The 17,009-nt window shown below is 73.0% G+C and carries 12 protein-coding genes and 2 tRNA genes; 9 read left to right on the forward strand and 5 right to left on the reverse strand.

The features are described 5' to 3' along the window. The first annotated feature begins 80 nt into the window (after positions 1-80). The 3 genes from adhE to pflA all read left to right on the forward strand — a co-directional run bounded on the left by adhE (position 81) and on the right by pflA (position 5,958). Positions 81-2,777 (forward strand): bifunctional acetaldehyde-CoA/alcohol dehydrogenase, encoded by a 2,697-nt coding sequence (gene adhE, locus ACIP60_RS04765; RefSeq protein ID WP_400680069.1) that lies wholly within the window; start codon positions 81-83, stop codon positions 2,775-2,777. A 107-nt stretch (positions 2,778-2,884) separates the two neighbouring features. Then, positions 2,885-5,152: a formate C-acetyltransferase gene (gene pflB, locus ACIP60_RS04770; protein ID WP_400680070.1), complete on the forward strand. Its 2,268-nt coding sequence runs from the start codon at positions 2,885-2,887 to the stop codon at positions 5,150-5,152. Between the two features lie 35 nt (positions 5,153-5,187). Continuing rightward, a complete protein-coding gene (gene pflA / locus ACIP60_RS04775) occupies positions 5,188-5,958 on the forward strand; it encodes a pyruvate formate-lyase-activating protein (RefSeq protein WP_400680073.1) in 771 nt (256 codons plus the stop codon). A gap of 49 nt (positions 5,959-6,007) precedes the next feature. Here pflA and ACIP60_RS04780 read toward each other — a convergent pair whose 3' ends face one another. The 3 genes from ACIP60_RS04780 to ACIP60_RS04790 all read right to left on the reverse strand — a co-directional run bounded on the left by ACIP60_RS04780 (position 6,008) and on the right by ACIP60_RS04790 (position 10,043). Then, entirely contained in the window at positions 6,008-8,059 is a 2,052-nt protein-coding gene (locus ACIP60_RS04780; protein WP_400680075.1) for a phosphocholine-specific phospholipase C, read from the reverse strand. A 178-nt stretch (positions 8,060-8,237) separates the two neighbouring features. Beyond that, positions 8,238-8,873 carry a pentapeptide repeat-containing protein gene (locus tag ACIP60_RS04785; RefSeq protein ID WP_400680077.1) on the reverse strand — a complete coding sequence of 212 codons (636 nt, stop codon included), beginning with the start codon at positions 8,871-8,873 and terminating at the stop codon, positions 8,238-8,240. 3 nt (positions 8,874-8,876) lie between these two features. Continuing rightward, the gene (locus ACIP60_RS04790; protein ID WP_400681510.1) at positions 8,877-10,043 is read right to left on the reverse strand and encodes a low temperature requirement protein A; all 1,167 of its coding nucleotides are present in this window, start codon (positions 10,041-10,043) and stop codon (positions 8,877-8,879) included. 529 nt (positions 10,044-10,572) lie between these two features. Between ACIP60_RS04790 and ACIP60_RS04795 the strand changes: the two genes are divergently transcribed. From ACIP60_RS04795 to ACIP60_RS04820, 6 genes are all read left to right on the forward strand, one after another. Next, positions 10,573-10,929 (forward strand): nitrite reductase (NAD(P)H) small subunit, encoded by a 357-nt coding sequence (locus ACIP60_RS04795; protein ID WP_400680079.1) that lies wholly within the window; start codon positions 10,573-10,575, stop codon positions 10,927-10,929. 147 nt (positions 10,930-11,076) lie between these two features. After that, the gene (locus tag ACIP60_RS04800) at positions 11,077-11,835 is read left to right on the forward strand and encodes a hypothetical protein (protein WP_400680082.1); all 759 of its coding nucleotides are present in this window, start codon (positions 11,077-11,079) and stop codon (positions 11,833-11,835) included. Between the two features lie 73 nt (positions 11,836-11,908). Further along, a tRNA-Lys gene (locus ACIP60_RS04805) sits at positions 11,909-11,982 on the forward strand. 151 nt (positions 11,983-12,133) lie between these two features. After that, positions 12,134-12,207 (forward strand) — tRNA-Lys (locus ACIP60_RS04810). A 255-nt stretch (positions 12,208-12,462) separates the two neighbouring features. Next, the gene (locus tag ACIP60_RS04815; RefSeq protein ID WP_400680085.1) at positions 12,463-14,745 is read left to right on the forward strand and encodes a transglycosylase domain-containing protein; all 2,283 of its coding nucleotides are present in this window, start codon (positions 12,463-12,465) and stop codon (positions 14,743-14,745) included. A gap of 127 nt (positions 14,746-14,872) precedes the next feature. After that, positions 14,873-15,781 (forward strand): EamA family transporter, encoded by a 909-nt coding sequence (locus tag ACIP60_RS04820; protein ID WP_400681513.1) that lies wholly within the window; start codon positions 14,873-14,875, stop codon positions 15,779-15,781. A 50-nt stretch (positions 15,782-15,831) separates the two neighbouring features. Here ACIP60_RS04820 and ACIP60_RS04825 read toward each other — a convergent pair whose 3' ends face one another. Then, positions 15,832-16,131 carry a YciI family protein gene (locus ACIP60_RS04825; RefSeq protein ID WP_100838147.1) on the reverse strand — a complete coding sequence of 100 codons (300 nt, stop codon included), beginning with the start codon at positions 16,129-16,131 and terminating at the stop codon, positions 15,832-15,834. Positions 16,132-16,238: 107 nt separating this feature from the next. Beyond that, on the reverse strand, positions 16,239-16,925 hold the full coding sequence (lepB, locus tag ACIP60_RS04830; protein WP_400680089.1) for a signal peptidase I: 687 nt from the start codon (positions 16,923-16,925) through the stop codon (positions 16,239-16,241). Between the last annotated feature and the right edge of the window lie 84 nt (positions 16,926-17,009).

The following is a 17,009-nucleotide window of genomic DNA, read 5'->3' on the forward strand; positions in this document are numbered from 1 at the left end:
AGGGTGGGGGCGTCAGGCCGAGTCCCGGCAGCGCCGCCGGGGCGATCCCGCAGCCGCACCCCCCAAGAGGTGAGCGCGCCATGTCCAGCGACCAGTCCCCCGCTGCCGAGACCACCGACGAGAACACCGCCGAGAACGCCCCCGAGACCACCGACGGGAACACCGCCGGGAACGCCGCCGAGGCGGCCGCCGCCGTCGACGTACTGGTGCGCAACGGCCGCAGGGCCCTGCAGGAGTACTCCGGTCTCACCCAGGAGAAGGTGGACCGGATCGTGAAGAAGGCGTCGCTGGCCGCGCTGGCCGCGCACACCCGGCTGGCGGCGCTGGCGGTCGAGGAGACCGGGCGCGGGGTGTTCGAGGACAAGGCGGTGAAGAACGTCTTCGCCTGCGAGAACGTGGCGCACTCGATGGCGGGGATGAAGACCGTCGGCGTGATCTCCCGGGACGAGATCGACGGGATCATCGAGATCGCCGAGCCGGTGGGCGTGGTCGCGGGCGTCACGCCGGTGACCAACCCGACCTCGACCACCATCTTCAAGGCGCTGATCGCGCTGAAGACCCGCAACCCGATCGTCTTCGGCTTCCACCCGGCGGCGCAGCGCTGTTCGGCGGAGGCGGCCCGGATCGTCCGGGACGCGGCGGTCGCGGCGGGCGCCCCGGCGCACTGCGTGCAGTGGATCGAGCGGCCGTCGACGGCGGCGACCGGCGCGCTGATGCGGCACGAGGACGTGGCGACGATCCTGGCCACCGGCGGCAACTCGATGGTGCGGGCGGCGTACTCGTGCGGGAAGCCGGCGCTGGGCGTGGGCGCGGGCAACGTGCCGGCGTACGTGGAGAGGAGCGCGGACCTGGCGCGCGCGGTGAACGACATCGTGCTGTCGAAGTCCTTCGACAACGGGATGGTCTGCGCCTCCGAGCAGGCGGTGATCCTGGACGCGGAGGTGTACGACGCGGCGCTGGCGGAGTTCGGCCGGCTGAAGGCGCACCTGGCGACGCCGGAGCAGAAGGCGCTGCTGGAGGAGTACGTGTTCGGGGTCGGCGCGGGCGCGGACCGCGCGGGCGCGAGGCTGAACGCGGCGGTGGTGGGGCGGTCGGCGCCGGAGATCGCCGCGGCGGCGGGCTTCGAGGTGCCGGAGGAGACCTCGGTGATCCTGGTGGAGGTCGGCGAGGTCGGCGAGGCGGAGCCGCTGACCAGGGAGAAGCTGTGCCCGGTGCTGGCGGTGCTGCGGGCGGAGGGCCGGGTGCAGGGGCTGAAGCTGGCGGCGCGGATGGTGGAGTTCAACGGGCTGGGGCACTCGGCGGCGGTGCACACCGAGGACGCGGCGTTCGTCGAGGAGTTCGGCGCCGCGGTGAAGGCGTGCCGGATCATCTGGAACGCGCCGAGTTCGCAGGGCGGCATCGGCGACGTGTACAACGCGTTCCTGCCCTCGCTGACCCTGGGCTGCGGCAGTTACGGCCACAACTCGGTGGCGGGCAACGTCTCGGCGCTGAACCTGCTCAACGTCAAGCGGATCGGGCGGCGCAACACCAACATGCAGTGGTTCAAGGTGCCGCCGAAGATCTTCTTCGAGCGCCACTCGGTCAAGTACCTGGCCGACATGCGCGGGGCCCGCCGGGTCGTGGTGGTGACGGACCGGACGATGGTGGAGATCGGGCACCTGGACCGGGTCCGGGACGTGCTGGGGCGGCGCACCGAGCCGGTGGAGGTGCGGGTGGTGGACTTCGTGGAGCCCGAGCCGAGCATCGCGACCGTGGAGCGGGGCGCGGAGCTGATGCGGGACTTCCGGCCGGACACCATCGTGGCGCTGGGCGGCGGTTCGCCGATGGACGCGGCGAAGGTGATGTGGCTGCTGTACGAGCACCCGGAGGTCGAGTTCGCGGACCTGAAGGAGAAGTTCTTCGACATCCGCAAGCGCGCCTTCGCCTTCCCGGACCTGGGCGAGCGGGCCAGGCTGGTGTGTATCCCGACCACCTCGGGCACCGGCAGCGAGGTCACCCCGTTCGCGGTGATCACCGATCCGGAGACCGGCCAGAAGTACCCGCTGGCGGACTACGCGCTGACCCCGACGGTGGCGATCGTCGACCCGGCGCTGACCACGGACCTGCCGCCGGCGGTGACCGCGGACTCCGGCTTCGACGCGCTGACGCACTGCATCGAGACGTACGTGTCGGTGTACGCCAACGACTTCACCGACGGGCTGGCGCTGCAGGGCGTCCGGCTGGTGTTCGAGAACCTGCGGGCGGCGGTCGAGGACGGCCCGAACGACCCGGTGGCGCGGGAGCGGATGCACAACGCGGGGACGATCGCGGGCATGGCGTTCGGCTCGTCCTTCCTGGGCGCGGTGCACGCGATGGCGCACACCCTGGGCGCGACCTTCCACGTGGCGCACGGGCGCGCCAACGCGCTGCTGCTGCCGCACGTGATCCGCTGGAACGGGTCGGCCCCGTCGAAGGTGACCGGCTGGCCGAAGTACCGCAGCTACGCGGCGCCGGAGCGCTACCGGCAGATCGCCCGGACGCTGGGTCTGCCGGCGGACACCCCGGAGCAGGGCGTGAAGTCGCTGGCGGCGGCGGTGGAGGAGCTGCGCGAACGGGTGGGCATCCCGCGGTCGTTCAAGGAGGCCGGGGTGGACGAGGCGGCCTTCCTGGCGGCGCTGCCGCAGCAGGCGATGAACGCCTACGAGGACCAGTGCGCGCCGGCCAACCCGCGGATGCCGATGCTGCGGGACATGCGGCGGCTGATGACCCAGGCGTACTACGGCGAGCGGGCGGTGTGACGGAAGGGGGACCAAGGTCCCCCGGATCGAGGACCTTCCGAGCCCGTGCGACTTCGTGAAAACATTCACGATGGTGCTCGTAGGCGAAGACGGCGGGAGCGGGAGCAATGAGCACTCAGCACGCGGAACACACCCTGAGCGGTGCGTGGGACGGCTTCAAGGGCGGCCTGTGGCGGGACGCCGTCGACGTCCGGGACTTCATCCAGCAGAACTACACCCCCTACGAGGGCGACGGCGCCTTCCTGGCCGGCCCGACCGGGCGGACCACCCGGATCTGGGAGCGGATCACCGCGCTGTTCCCCGAGGAGCGCGCCAAGGGCGTCCTGGACGTCTCGTACGACACGCCCTCGACCATCACGGCGCACGCGCCCGGGTACGTCGACCGGGACGAGGAGCTGATCGTCGGCCTGCAGACCGACGCCCCGCTGAAGCGGGCGATCATGCCCAACGGCGGCTGGCGGATGGTCGCGGGGGCGCTGGAGACCTACGGCTACCCGGTCGACCCGGAGCTGGAGAAGGTCTTCACCCGGTACCGCAAGACCCACAACGCGGGCGTCTTCGACGCCTACACCCCCGAGATCCGGGCCGCCCGCAAGGCGGGCGTCGTCACCGGCCTGCCGGACGCCTACGGGCGCGGCCGGATCATCGGCGACTACCGGCGGGTCGCGCTGTACGGCGTGGACCGGCTGATCGCCGCCAAGCACGAGGAGAAGGCGTCGCTGGACGCCGCGCCCCGCGACCCGCGGGCGCTGGAGGAGACCATCCGGGAGCGCGAGGAGCTGGCCGAGCAGATCCGCGCCCTGGCGGAGCTCAAGGCGATGGCCGCGAGCTACGGCCACGACGTCTCCGGCCCGGCGGCCGACGCCCGGCAGGCGATCCAGTGGCTGTACTTCGCCTACCTGGCGGCGGTGAAGGAGCAGAACGGCGCGGCCATGTCGCTCGGCCGCACCTCCACCTTCCTGGACGTCTACCTCGAACGGGACCTCGCCGCGGGCCGGCTGACCGAGGAGCGGGCCCAGGAGCTGGTCGACGACTTCATCGTCAAGCTGCGGATCGTCCGCTTCCTGCGCACCCCCGAGTACGACGAGCTGTTCTCCGGCGACCCGACCTGGGTCACCGAGTCGATCGGCGGGATCGGCGCCGACGGTCGCCCGCTGGTCACCCGCACCTCGTTCCGCTACCTGCAGACCCTGTACAACCTGGGCCCGGCGCCGGAGCCGAACATGACGGTCCTCTGGTCGCCGAAACTCCCGCGGGGCTTCAAGGAGTTCTGCGCCCGGGTCTCGATCGACACCTCCAGCGTGCAGTACGAGTCGGACGAGCTGATGCGCCCGCGCTCCGGCGACGACACCGCGATCGCCTGCTGCGTCTCCGCGATGGAGGTCGGCAAGCAGATGCAGTTCTTCGGCGCCCGGGTCAACCTCGCCAAGACGCTGCTGTACGCGATCAACGGCGGCCGGGACGAGAAGTCCGGCGCCCAGGTCGGCCCGGCCACCGGGGCGATCGAGTCCGAGGTGCTGGACTACGACGAGGTGCTGGAGCGCTTCGACCGGCAGCTGGAGTGGCTGGCCGAGACGTACGTGCACGCGCTGAACGTCATCCACTACATGCACGACAAGTACGCCTACGAGCGCCTGGAGATGGCCCTGCACGACCGGGCGGTGCGCCGCACCATGGCCTGCGGCATCGCCGGGCTGTCGGTGGCCGCGGACTCGCTCTCCGCGATCCGGTACGCCCGGGTGCGCCCGGTGCGCGACGGGAGCGGCCTCGCGGTCGACTACCTGGTCGAGGGCGACTACCCGGCGTACGGCAACAACGACGACCGGGCCGACGAGCTCGCGGTGCGGCTGGTCGAGGAGTTCATGCGCAAGGTGCGCAAGCACCCCACCTACCGGGGCGCCGAGCACACCCAGTCGGTGCTGACCATCACCTCCAACGTGGTGTACGGCAGGAAGACCGGCGCCACCCCGGACGGCCGGCGGGCCGGCGAGCCGTTCTCGCCCGGCGCCAACCCGATGAACGGGCGCGACACCCACGGCTACGTGGCCAGCTCGCTGTCGGTGGCGAAACTCCCGTACGACGCGGCCGAGGACGGCATCTCGCTGACCAACACCGTCACGCCCGACGCGCTGGGCCGCACCCCCGAGGAGCGGGTCCGCAACCTGGCCGGCGTGCTGGACGGGTACACGGCCGTCGGCGGGTTCCACATGAACGTCAACGTGCTGGACCGGGAGACCCTGCTCGACGCGATGGAGCACCCCGAGAAGTACCCGCAGCTGACCATCCGGGTCAGCGGCTACGCGGTCAACTTCGTCCGGCTGACCAGGGAGCAGCAGCTCGACGTCCTGAACCGCACCTTCCACGGCTCGCTCTGAGCCCGCCCCGCCGACCGCCCCCAGGAGGCACCGCCATGACCGTCCCGCTCCCCGCCGCCCCGCCGGTGGGCCCGGCCGCCGACGGGTCGGTGCACTCCTGGGACGTGTCGACCGGCGTCGACGGCCCCGGCACCCGGTTCACGGTCTTCCTGGCCGGGTGCCCGCTGAACTGCCTGTACTGCCACAACCCCGACACCCTGCGGATGGCCGACGGGCGGCGCACCGGCGCGGACGAGGTGGTCGCGGAGGCCGCCAAGTACACCGCGTTCATCCGGGCGGCGGGCGGCGGCGCCACCGTCAGCGGCGGCGAACCGCTGCTCCAGCCCCGCTTCACCGGCGAGCTGTTCCACCGCTTCAAGCACGGACTGGGCCTGCACACCGCGCTGGACACCTCCGGCTTCCTCGGCGCCCGGGCGGACGACGCCCTGCTCGCCGACGTCGACCTGGTCCTGCTGGACGTCAAGTCCTGGGACCGGGAGCTGTACCGGCGGGTGACCGGGCAGCCGCTGGAGCCGACGCTGGACTTCGCCCGCCGGCTGGCCGACCTCGGCAAGGAGGTGTGGGTGCGCTTCGTGCTGGTGCCCGGCCTGACCGACCCGGCGGAGAACGTCGCCGGGGTGGCCGCCTTCGCCGCCTCGCTGGGCAACGTCTCCCGGGTCGACGTGCTGCCCTTCCACCAGCTCGGCCGGGCCAAGTGGGCGGCGCTGGGCCGGGAGTTCACCCTCGCGGACACGCCCGTGCCCAGCGCCGGGCAGGTGCGGGCCGCGCGCGGGGTGTTCGCCGCGCACGGCCTGCACGCCGTCTGAGTCGCCCGCCCGGGCGGTGCGTCCGGGCCGCTCAGCCGGTTCAGCCGGTTCAGCCGGAGATCGAGGGCGCGCCGGTCTCCAGGTGGCCGGTGAACCGCTGCGACCAGCTCGCGTCGCCGCTGACCGTCACCGTGAAGTCGTACCAGCCGTTGGTGTAGGCGACCGCGTTGAAGTGGTCGCTGGTGCGCGCCCCGGCCGCGACGGTGTACGTCCACGGGCCGTCCGAGCGGTAGGCGTTCGAGGTGACGGTGAAGGTCACCGCGGCGGTGCCGGTGTTGGCCAGCTCGAACCAGAGCGCGAGCTTGCCGGTGTCCGGCGCGGGCGCGTACGTGGCGGTGACGGCCGCGTTCTTGCCGGCGGCGGTGGCGTCGCCGGTGAAGCGGCGCAGGAAGCGGTTGGGGCCGACCACCGTCAGGTCGTACTTGCCCGCGCCGTAGCCGGTGCCGCAGTTGAAGAAGTCGCTGGTCGACCCGGCCGGGTCGACGGTGTACTGCCAGGGGCCGCCGGAGCGGTAGGCGTTGGCGTACGCGGCGAAGTGGCTGCTCGCGGTGCCCTGGTTGGCCATCGCGATCCACACCTTCGTCACCCCGCCGGAGCCGAACTCCAGGTGGTCCAGGTTGGCCACCGGCTGGTACGGCAGCGCGCGGGCCGGGCGGGTGCCCGCCTCCTGCACCGGCAGCCGGTTGTCGACCGGCGCCGGGTTGGGCAGCGGGCCGCAGGCGGCCAGGCCGATGGTCTGCGAGGTGTCGGGCAGCGCGGGCATCCCGTACACCGGGTGGGCGAAGTCGAACATGCCGGTCAGGTCGCCGGTGACCTTGCGCCGCCAGGCCGAGATGTTCGGGCAGGTCGCGGGCTTGCCGAGGGCGGCCGTCCACTTCTCCAGGAAGCGCAGCACCGAGGTGTGGTCGGAGGTCTCCGAGGAGACCCAGCCGCCGCGGCTCCACGGCGAGACCGCGATCATCGGGACGCGGAAGCCCAGGCCGATGTTGACGCCGTTGTAGAACTCGCCGGCCGTGCCGGCCGGGGCGGCCGGCGGCGGGACGTGGTCGAAGAAGCCGTCGTTCTCGTCGTAGTTGAGGAACAGGATCGTGGAGTCGAACACGGCCGGGTCGGCGTTCAGCGCGTCCAGCACGTTGTGCACGAAGTGCGCGCCGTCGGCCGGGGTCGCGTACGGGTGCTCGGAGGACGCCTGGTCCGGCACGATCCAGGACACCTGCGGCAGGGTGCCGCCCAGCACGTCGGCCCGGATCGCGGCGACGATGTCGTCCGGGGTCCTCCCGGTGGCCTTCGGGACCGAGCCCATGCCCTTGACCGCGAGCGCGCTGCCCGCCGGGGCGCCGGAGAACTTGGTGAAGTACGCGAGTGCGTTGTCGCCGTAGTTGTCGGCGGCGTTCTGGTAGACCTTCCAGCTGACGCCCGCGTTCTCCAGCGCCTCCGCGTAGGTCTGCCACTTCAGGCCGGACTCGTCGCCGCCGTCGTACGCCGGGCCGCCCGCCGTGCCCGCCGGGTCGATCTGGCCGGACCAGTGGTAGGTGCGGTTGGGGCCGGTCGCCGAGAGCACCGAGCAGTGGTAGGCGTCGTTGACCGTCCAGTTGTCGGCCAGCGCGTAGTGGAACGGGATGTCGGCCCGGGTCAGGTAGCCCAGCGTCCGGACGTTGCCCTTGGCGGCCACCCAGGCGTCCATCCTGCCGCTGTTCCACGCCTTGTGCTGGTCGCTCCAGCCGTGCGCGAGGTCGCCGTTGCACTGGGCCAGGCGCTCCGGGTCGGCGCCGCCGGCCGGCTTGGTGGCGGAGAACTGCCACGGGTACTGGCGGCCCAGCAGGTTCGGCTGGTTGAAGACGCCGTAGCCGCCGGACAGTTGGATCGTCGCCCGGTCCGCGAAGCCGCGGACGCCCTTCAGCATGCCGAAGTAGTGGTCGAAGCTGCGGTTCTCCTGCATCAGGATCACGATGTGCCTGGCGTCCGCGAGGGTGCCGGTGGCCCCCGCCGCGGCGGCCGCGGCGGGTGCCGCCCCGGCCCCGGCCGCGGTGCCGGCGACCGCCGCCCCGGCCGCCGCGCTCGCCGACAACGCCATGAACTTCCTACGGCTCAGCTCTGCCATGGTGCCCCGCCCGTCCCGTCCGCTGCTGGTGGTGTTGTCCAGACACCTTCGTGTCGAACGCCGAGCATCCTCGTCCAGGACGGGCCGCCGGGCCATGGGGCCGGAGGAAGGTTTGACGGATTGTTCACCACCGGCCGCAACAGCGGCCGGGAGGTGAACGACCGGGGGAGGGCCGCCGTCAGTCCTTCACCGTGATGCCCAGGGCCTGGGCGAACTGCGGCGCGAGGTCCAGGAGTTGGGTGGTCGAGATGACGGCGCCGCGCAGGCCCAGGTGGCCGTCGGGCAGGCCGAGGCGGACGGCGGTGCGCAGGTCGGTGTTCTTCAGCGCCGCGCCGCGCAGCCGCACCTCCTCCAGCGTGCTGCCGGGGAAGGAGACGTCGGTGAGCTTGGCGTCGGCGAGGTCGACGTCCCGCAGCAGGCAGTCCTCGAACACCACGTCGCGCAGCACCGCGCCGCGCAGGTTGACCGCCTCCAGCTTGCACTGGCGGAACACCGTGCGCCGCACCGCCGAGCTGTACGCGGAGACGCCCGCCAGCACGGTGGACTCGACCTCGGCGTCCTGCCACTCGCTCTCCGCGAGGTCGACGCCCACCAGCCGCCCGCCGTGCACCCACACCTCGTTGAACCCGGCCCGGCGCAGCCTCGACTCCTCGATCCGCACCCCGGTGAAGGCGCACTCCAGGAAGTGCGCGCCGCCGAACTGCCCGGTCAGCGCGAGGCCGTCGAAGTGCGCGGTGTCGTACCGCGCGTCGGGGCGCAGCGGGCCGGTGTGGCGGCGCAGCAGGTGGGCGTACGGGAGGTCTTCGAGGCGCACGGGTCAGCTCCGTTTCGCGGACAGGGTGAGGCCGACGGCGACGGCGAGCGCCACCAGGAGCCCGGCCACCAGCACGCCGGACTCCCCCGCCAGCGTCGCAGCCAGCACCGACAGCGCGGCCACCGGCAGGACCGCCTGGGCGGCGCCCCGCTTGTGGTGGCGGGCGTGCAGCGCCCAGACGGTGAACAGGAACAGCGCGGTGGGGACGGTCACGGCGGCGGTCGCGGCCCGCTCCGAGACGTGCGCGGCGCCCACCGCGTGCTCGACCGCGACCTCCAGGCCCGCGCCGACCGCGGCGGCCGAGGCGAAGATCAGGTAGTGGCCGTAGCCCCAGGGCAGCGCCTGCCGGTTGTCGCGCAGGTGGTCGTGGCTGTCGTCGGCGAAGTAGATCCACCAGGCGCCGAAGCAGATCAGCAGGCCGCCGGCCGCGATCGGCAGCAGTTCGGCGATCGCCTCGTGCTCGTCCAGGGCGGTCTGGATGGCGACGGTGGCGGCGGCGACCGTCTCGCCGAGCACGATGATGGTGAACAGGCCGTAGCGCTCCACGATGTGGTGCCGGTGCCAGGGCGTCTGCCGGTCCTTCTCGGCCCAGACCGGGACGGCGAGTTCGACCAGCACGCCGAGCGGGAACAGCGGGCCCTGGACGCCGTGCGGCAGGAACAGCAGCACCACCCAGAACACCTGGACGAGGGTGATCCCGGCCGCGTAGCGCAGTGCGCAGGTGCGGGCCGGTCCGCTCTCGCCGCGGGCGGCGCGCAGCCACTGGGTGACCATGGCCAGCCGCATCAGCACGTACCCGGCCACGCCGAGGGTCAGGTCCCGGTCCTCGAAGATCCGCGGGACGCCGGCCGCGAGCACCAGCACGCCGGTGATCTGCACCAGGGTGGTGAGCCGGTAGGGCACGTCGTCGACGTCGTACGCGGAGGCGAACCAGGTGAAGTTCATCCAGGCCCACCAGACCGCGAAGAAGGACATGGTGAACCCGGTGAGTGCGGTGCCGAGGTGGCCCCCGGCCAGGGCGTGGGCGAGTTCGCGGCCGGCCTGGGCGATGGCGACCACGAAGCACAGGTCGAAGAACAACTCGAGCGGGGTGGAGGCCCGGTGGGACTCGTCCCGGTCGCGGGCCAGCATCCGGCGGACCGGGCGGTAGGGGTCGGGGGCGGAGCTCATGGCGCTGCCTTCGCGGTGGGCCGCGCGGCAGGGGGCGGGCGCGGCAGGGGAGTTGGACACCGGCGATCCTGGCAGCCCGGGCCGGGCGGCGCACGCACCGCGCGCGGCACGCGGATTGTCGGGATTCCATCCGATCCGACGAGTCGTCACGCGGAGTTGACGCCGCAGTGCGCGATCCGAGTGACAGCTTGGCCCATTTCGGCGCGTGTTGCGTCGATTGCCCCTTCTGTCCGAATTGGACCGATAGATTCCCCTGCGGATGGACGGACGACGAGGGCGCTTCGCGGGCAACGCGGAAGGTCAAGGACGAGGGTGGAACGCGGGACCGGCTCCCGCGCTCCGCAGGACCCGAACTCCTCGTGATCACCGCGCTGCCCGACAGCGCCGCCCGCCGCGCCGCACCGCCCCGCACTGGACCGCGGGACCAACGTCCCGCCGGACCGGGCCCTTCCCCTCCTGCCCCCGGCCCGCCCCCGACGTAGCGTTCGAGGAGGAGACCCCACCCGCCCGCGCCGAGGGGAGCGCCGCCATGCACCGCACCGACCCGCCCCGCGCCGTCGAACTGGCCACGCCGGACGGCGACTGGATCGCCGTCTGCGACGCCCGCGAACTGGAGCCCGACTCCGGCACCGCCGTCCTGCTGCCCGGCGGCGACCAGGCCACCGTCTTCCGCACCCCGGCCGGCGAACTGCTGGCGGTCGGCAACCGCGACCCGTTCGCCGACTCCTGGTCCATCGCCGACGGCATCACCGGCAGCGTCGACGGCACCCCCACCGTCTCCGCCCCCCTCCACCAACGCCTGTTCGACCTGCGCACCGGCATCTGCCTGGACGACCCCTCCCACGCCCTCCCCGTCTGGCCGGCCCGCCTCCGCCCGACCACCTGACCACCCGACCGGACCCGGCGCCCCGGCGGTCCGGGAGGGGGTAACGGTCGCGCGGCATTGGGACTAGCTCCGCTGGCCCGGGGGCGGGTGGGCGCGGTGTGATGACCGCATGCGCACAGTCGGGCACCGAGGGCAGCGGGGGGCGTCGTGAACTGGGTCGATGTGGTGATCATGGTCGGCACGCTGGTGGGGACGGCGGCGGGGATGCTGCTGGTGCAGAGGTACGCGCCCGTTCCGGCGCGGGAGAGCTGCAACGACGTGGCGGGGTTCATCTTCGCCGCGGTCGGGGCGTTCTACGCGGTGCTGGTGGCGTTCGTGGTGATCGTGGTGTGGGAGAACGCCTCGACCGCGAAGGCGACCACCTTCGACGAGGCGGACGAGCTGGCCGGGGTGTACTGGATGTCCCGGCAGATGCCGCTGCCCGAGGGCGCGGTGCTGGAGGGCCTGACGCTCAGCTACGCGCACGCGGTGGTGGACACCGAGTGGCGCGAGATGAACGAGCACCACAGCGACCCGGCGGCGACCGCGCTGATGTACCGGATCCGCGACACCGCGCTGTCCTTCGAGCCGAACGGCGACCAGCAGACGGTGATCTACGAGAACCTGGTGCAGCACGTGGACGGCCTGGCCAGCAAGCGCCGGGCCCGGCTGAACCTGATCGCGGACTGCGTGCCGCCGCTGCTGTGGGCGGCGCTGATCGCGGGCGCGGTGGTCACCATCGCCTTCACCTTCCTGTTCGGCCTCTCCAACACCTGGGCGCACCTGGTGATGGTGCTCAGCCTGGCCGGGCTGATCGCGCTGTCGCTGGTGGCGATCAAGGAGATGAACTACCCGTTCGACGGGGCGAACGCGGTGAAGCCGACCGCCTTCCAGGTGTTCCTGAACCGGCTGCCACCGCCGCGCTGAGCCACGCCGGGTGACCGCGCCGTCACGATTTCGGCGGGCGGCCCGGGGCGTGTAATGTTCTCGGGGTCAGCAGGCGCCGCTAGCTCAGTTGGTTAGAGCAGCTGACTCTTAATCAGCGGGTCCGGGGTTCGAGTCCCTGGCGGCGCACAGACGGTCGAGAGCCTCCCTCCGGGGAGGCTCTCGGCGTTCCGGGGCCCGCTTCCGGGGTCCGGCCGGTCCGACCGGCCTTGCCGGCCCGGCCCGGGAAGCCGGTTTTCGCCGCAGGTCGGGGAGCGTGTAGTGTTCTCCACGTCAGCACGCGCCGCTAGCTCAGTTGGTTAGAGCAGCTGACTCTTAATCAGCGGGTCCGGGGTTCGAGTCCCTGGCGGCGCACAGACGGTCCGAAGGCCCCTCGCGAGAGCGAGGGGCCTTCGGCGTTTTTCCGGCCGCCCCCGCCGCGTCCCATGTCCCCGGCCCGGTGCGCTCGTTGAGAAGGGGGAGAAGAGGAAGCTAAGGGGTATTTAAAGATCGTCTTAGGAGAAATGGGACATAGGTCCCTAACATCTGACAAGTCGATCAGTCAGGCTGGCGAGGTTCACGCCGTCGCCCGAGCGAGCAGCCCGTCCGGGGCCTGCGGGAAGGTCTCCGTTGCCTCGAAAGCCCCGTGAGCGCAATGAGCGGAAGAAGCGCACCGGCTGGCGCCGCCTGATACCCACCTGGCGGATCACCCTGCTCGGTCTGGCCGCGTCCGTGCTGCTGGGGGTCGGGCTGTTCGCCCTGGGCATCGCCCTGGTGAAGGTGCCGGACGCGCACGCGGCCGCCACCGCCCAGTCCAACACCTGGCTGTACGCGGACGGCTCGGTGCTGACCCGCACCGGCCAGACCAACCGGCAGAACGTCTCGCTGGACAAGGTCTCCCCCGAGGCGCAGCACGCCGCGCTGGCCGCCGAGGACCGCAACTTCTACTCGGAGGGCGCGGTCAACTTCAAGGGCATGGCCCGGGCCGCGTTCAACACCGCCTCCGGCGGCGCCACCCAGGGCGGCTCGACGATCACCCAGCAGTACGTGAAGAACGCCTACCTGAACCAGAAGCAGACCGTCAGCCGCAAGGTGAAGGAGGTGTTCATCGCGATCAAGGTGGACGCCACCCAGAGCAAGGACGAGATCCTCTCCTCCTACCTGAACACCTCGTACTACGGGCGCGGCGCGTACGGCGTCCAGGCCGCCGCGCAGGCGTACTTCGGAGTGGACGCGAGCCGGCTGACCGCCGCGCAGGGCGCCTACCTGGCGACGCTGCTGAACGCTCCGAGCGCCTTCGACGTCTCCTCGGCCAGCGAGGCCGGCAAGGAGAAGGCCATGGCGCGCTGGAACTACGTGCTGGACGGCATGGTGGCGAAGAAGTGGCTGGGCGCCGAGGAGCGGCAGCACACCGCGTTCCCGGAGGTGCTGGCCCCCAAGTCGGCGCCGGGCCTGTCCGGGCAGGCGGGCTACCTGGTGGCCGCCGCCACCTCGTACCTCACCGACCGCGGCATCGTCTCGGACGCGCAGCTCGCCCAGGGCGGGTACACCATCACGCTGACCGTCGACCCGAAGAAGCAGCAGCAGCTGCAGGACTCGGTGCAGAGCCAGCTGACCGACAACCTCAAGCCGGACAGCCGCAAGGTGGACGCGGCGGCCCAGGCGGGCGCGGTCTCGGTCGACCCGGCGACCGGCCAGGTGCTGGCGCTGTACGGCGGCGCGGACGCCACCAAGCACTGGATCGACAACGCCACCCGCACCGACTACCAGGCGGGCTCGACCTTCAAGGCGATCGCGCTGGCCGCCGCCCTGGACTCCGGGGCGCGCACCCAGTCCGGCGAGCGGATCACCGCCGACACCGTGTACGACGGCACCAACCGGCGGGCGGTGCGCGGCGCCAAGGGCACCCCGTACGCGCCGCCGAACGAGGGCGAGCACTCGTACGGGCAGATCTCGCTCCAGCAGGCCACCGACTGGTCGGTGAACTCGGTGTTCGCGCAGCTCGCGCAGGACACCGGGCTGGAGAAGGTCCGCGCCACCGCGGTGGCGCTCGGCCTGCCCGCCGACACGCCGGGCCTCAAGGCCGTCCCGTCGATCCCGCTGGGCGCGGCCACCCCGAGCGTGCTGGAGCTGGCCGGGGTGTACGCCGCCCTGGACAACGACGGGCAGCAGATCACCCCGTGGCTGGTGAAGGGCCTGGAGCTGGGCGGCGGGCAGGTCGCGCTGCCCGCGCACGACGCCACCCGGGCGATCTCCAAGGACGCCGCCCGGGCCACCACCGCGATCCTCCGGGGCGTCATCGAGGACCAGGGCGGCACCGGCTACCGGGCCGCCGCGCTGAACCGCCCGGCGGCCGGCAAGACCGGCACCACCGACGACTCGAAGTCGGTCTGGTTCGCCGGGTACACCCCGGAGCTGGTCACCGTGGTCGGCCTGTTCGGGCAGGAGCCGGGCACCGGCAAGCAGGTCAGCCTGGACGGCGTCGGCGGCACCGGCAGCGCGGCGGGCGGCAAGTACCCGGCGCAGGTCTGGACGGCGTACATGAAGGCGGCGCTGGCCGGCCAGCCGGTCGGCGACTTCGCCGGGCCGACCCGCTCCCCGGCCGCGAGCGCCCCCACCGCCGGCCCGACCGGCTCGGCCTCCCCCAGCCAGAGCCCGGCCGCGCCGGAGGAGGGCGCCGGCGGCACGCCCTCGCCGTCCGCCGGGGACGACCAGCCGACCCGCTCCCCGTCCGCCCGCCCCAGCGGCAGCGCCAGCACCGGCGCGGGCACCGGCGGGGAGGGCGGGCGGCCGACCCGCTCCCCGTCCGCCCGGCCCAGCGGCGGGGCCGACCGGAGCCCGTCCGCGAGCACCGCGCCGGGGCTCGGCGGGGCCGGGGGCCTGCTCGGCGATCAGGACCAACCGGCGGAGTAACGCCTTACGGCGGAGGGGTCCGGGCTGGCAGAATGCGGCGATGCGCAGCAGCTCGGACCCCTCCGCCGTTCCCGTCGACACCCCGGCGGCCCCCGCCCCGACCCCGGCGGCCCCGGCGCCGGCCCCGGTGTCGGCGCGGCGGGCGGCTTCGCTGGGGCTGGGGCTCGCACTGGTGTCGGCGTTCGCGTTCGGCGGGTCGGGGACGGCGGCCAAGCCGCTGATCGAGGCCGGGCTCTCCCCCGCGCACACCGTCTGGCTGCGGGTGGCCGGGGCGGCGCTGGTGCTGCTGCCGGTGGCCTGGCGGCACCGGGAGGCGGTGCTGCGGCGGCCCGGGGTGCTGCTCGGGTTCGGGCTGCTGGCCGTCGCGGGGGTGCAGGCGTGCTACTTCGCGGCGATCTCGCGGATCCCGGTGGGCGTGGCGCTGCTGATCGAGTACCTGGGGCCGCCGCTGCTGATCGCCTACGTCCGGCTGGTGCAGCGGCGGCCGGTCTCGCGGCGGGCGACGGCCGGGGCGGGCGTCGCGGTGGCGGGGCTGGCCTGCGTGGTGGAGGTGTGGAACGGCCTGTCCTTCGACCCGCTGGGCGTGCTGTTCGCGCTCGGCGCGGCCTGCTGCCAGGTCGGCTACTTCGTGCTCGCCGACGCCGGACGGCGCGGGGAGCGCCCGATCGACCCGCTGGCGGTCTCGGCGCACGGGCTGCTGATCGGCGCCGTGCTGCTGACCGCCCTCACCCGGCCCTGGGAGGCGGACTGGTCGCTGCTGGGCCACTCGGTGGCCATGAACGGGCACCGGCTGCCCGCGCTCGTCCCGGCCCTGTGGATGGTGCTGGTGGCCACCGTCCTGGCGTACCTGACCGGGGTGGTCTCCGTGCAGCACCTCTCCCCGCCGGTCGCGGGCGTGGTGGCCAACCTGGAGGCGGTGGTGGCCACCGTGCTGGCCTGGGTGCTGCTCGGCGAGCACCTCGGCGCCCCGCAGCTCGCGGGCGGCGCGCTCGTCCTGGCGGGCGCGTTCGCCGCGCAGTCGGCGAGCCGGGGCTGAGGCGGCGTCAGGCGTCGGGCGTCACGCGTCGGGCCGGGGGCCGGAAGGCGTCAGGCCGGCAGGGTCTGGCGGTGGGCGGCCAGGGCGGGGGCGGTGGTGGTGGCGAGGAACTCGGTGATCCGGTACTCGGCGACCCCCGCGGGGACGAACGGGTCGGTGGCGGCGATCGCCTCGACGGCGGCGCGGTCGGGGGCGACGGCCAGGATGACGCCGCCGTCGCGCGGGACCTTGCGGCCGGAGGCGAGGAAGGCGCCGTCCGCGTAGTGCCGCTCCAGCCAGGCGACGTGGGCGGGCAGCAGGGCGTCGACGCGCTCCAGCGGGGCGGTGTAGGTCAGTTCGAGGATGAACACGTGATCATCGTACGCCGGGCCCGGGCGGGCCGGGCCGGATGCGCGGGCGTCGGCGCGCAGTCGGGCCCGGCGGCCCTCGGCCTCGGGCCCGGACTCGGCGGCCGGGCTCAGCGGCCGGTCCAGCCGAACCAGGTGAAGTGGCCGAGCGGCCAGACCACCGCGCTGGTGGGGCCGACCAGGTCCGCGACGGGGACGGCGCCGCCGTCCGGTCCGTCGCGGTGGTAGCGGGAGTCGGCGGAGTCGCTGCGGTGGTCGCCCTCGACCCAGACGTGGTCGGCGGGGACGGTCACCGGGCCGAAGTCGAGGCCGGAGCAGGAGTCGTCGCCGGGGTGCAGGTAGGGCTCGGTGACGGTCCTCCCGTCGACGGTGAGGGTGCTGCCCTGACAGGAGACGGTCTGGCCGCCGGTGGCGATGACCCGCTTGACCAGGTAGTCGTCGCCGGGCGGGAGCAGGCCGACGGTGCTGAGGCCGGAGTGCACGGCGCGGGTGAAGGCGTTGCCGCTCGCGGGGGCGGGCGGCAGCCAGCCGCCCGGGTCCTTGAACACCACGGGCTCGCCGGGCTCGGGCTTCCACCCGGTCAGGGTGGCGAACTTGTTGACGGCGACCCGGTCGCCGACCTGGAGGGTGTTCTCCATCGAGCCGGACGGGATGGAGAACATCTGGAACAGGCAGGTCTTGATCAGCACGGCGACGACCAGGCCGATCACGATCATCACGGGCAGTTCCACGTACCAGGGACGCCGCCTGCGCGGACTCCGCTCCTGGGTGGGCCCCTCGGTCACCGCCACCGACACCGACACCGCCTCCTTGGCAAGGACAGCACGCTAACCCGAGCCGGGGGCAGGGCGAAATCCGGCCCTTACCCCGCGCCGACACCC

The organism is Kitasatospora sp. NPDC088783, from assembly GCF_044750705.1.
Taxonomy (GTDB): domain Bacteria; phylum Actinomycetota; class Actinomycetes; order Streptomycetales; family Streptomycetaceae; genus Kitasatospora; species Kitasatospora fiedleri.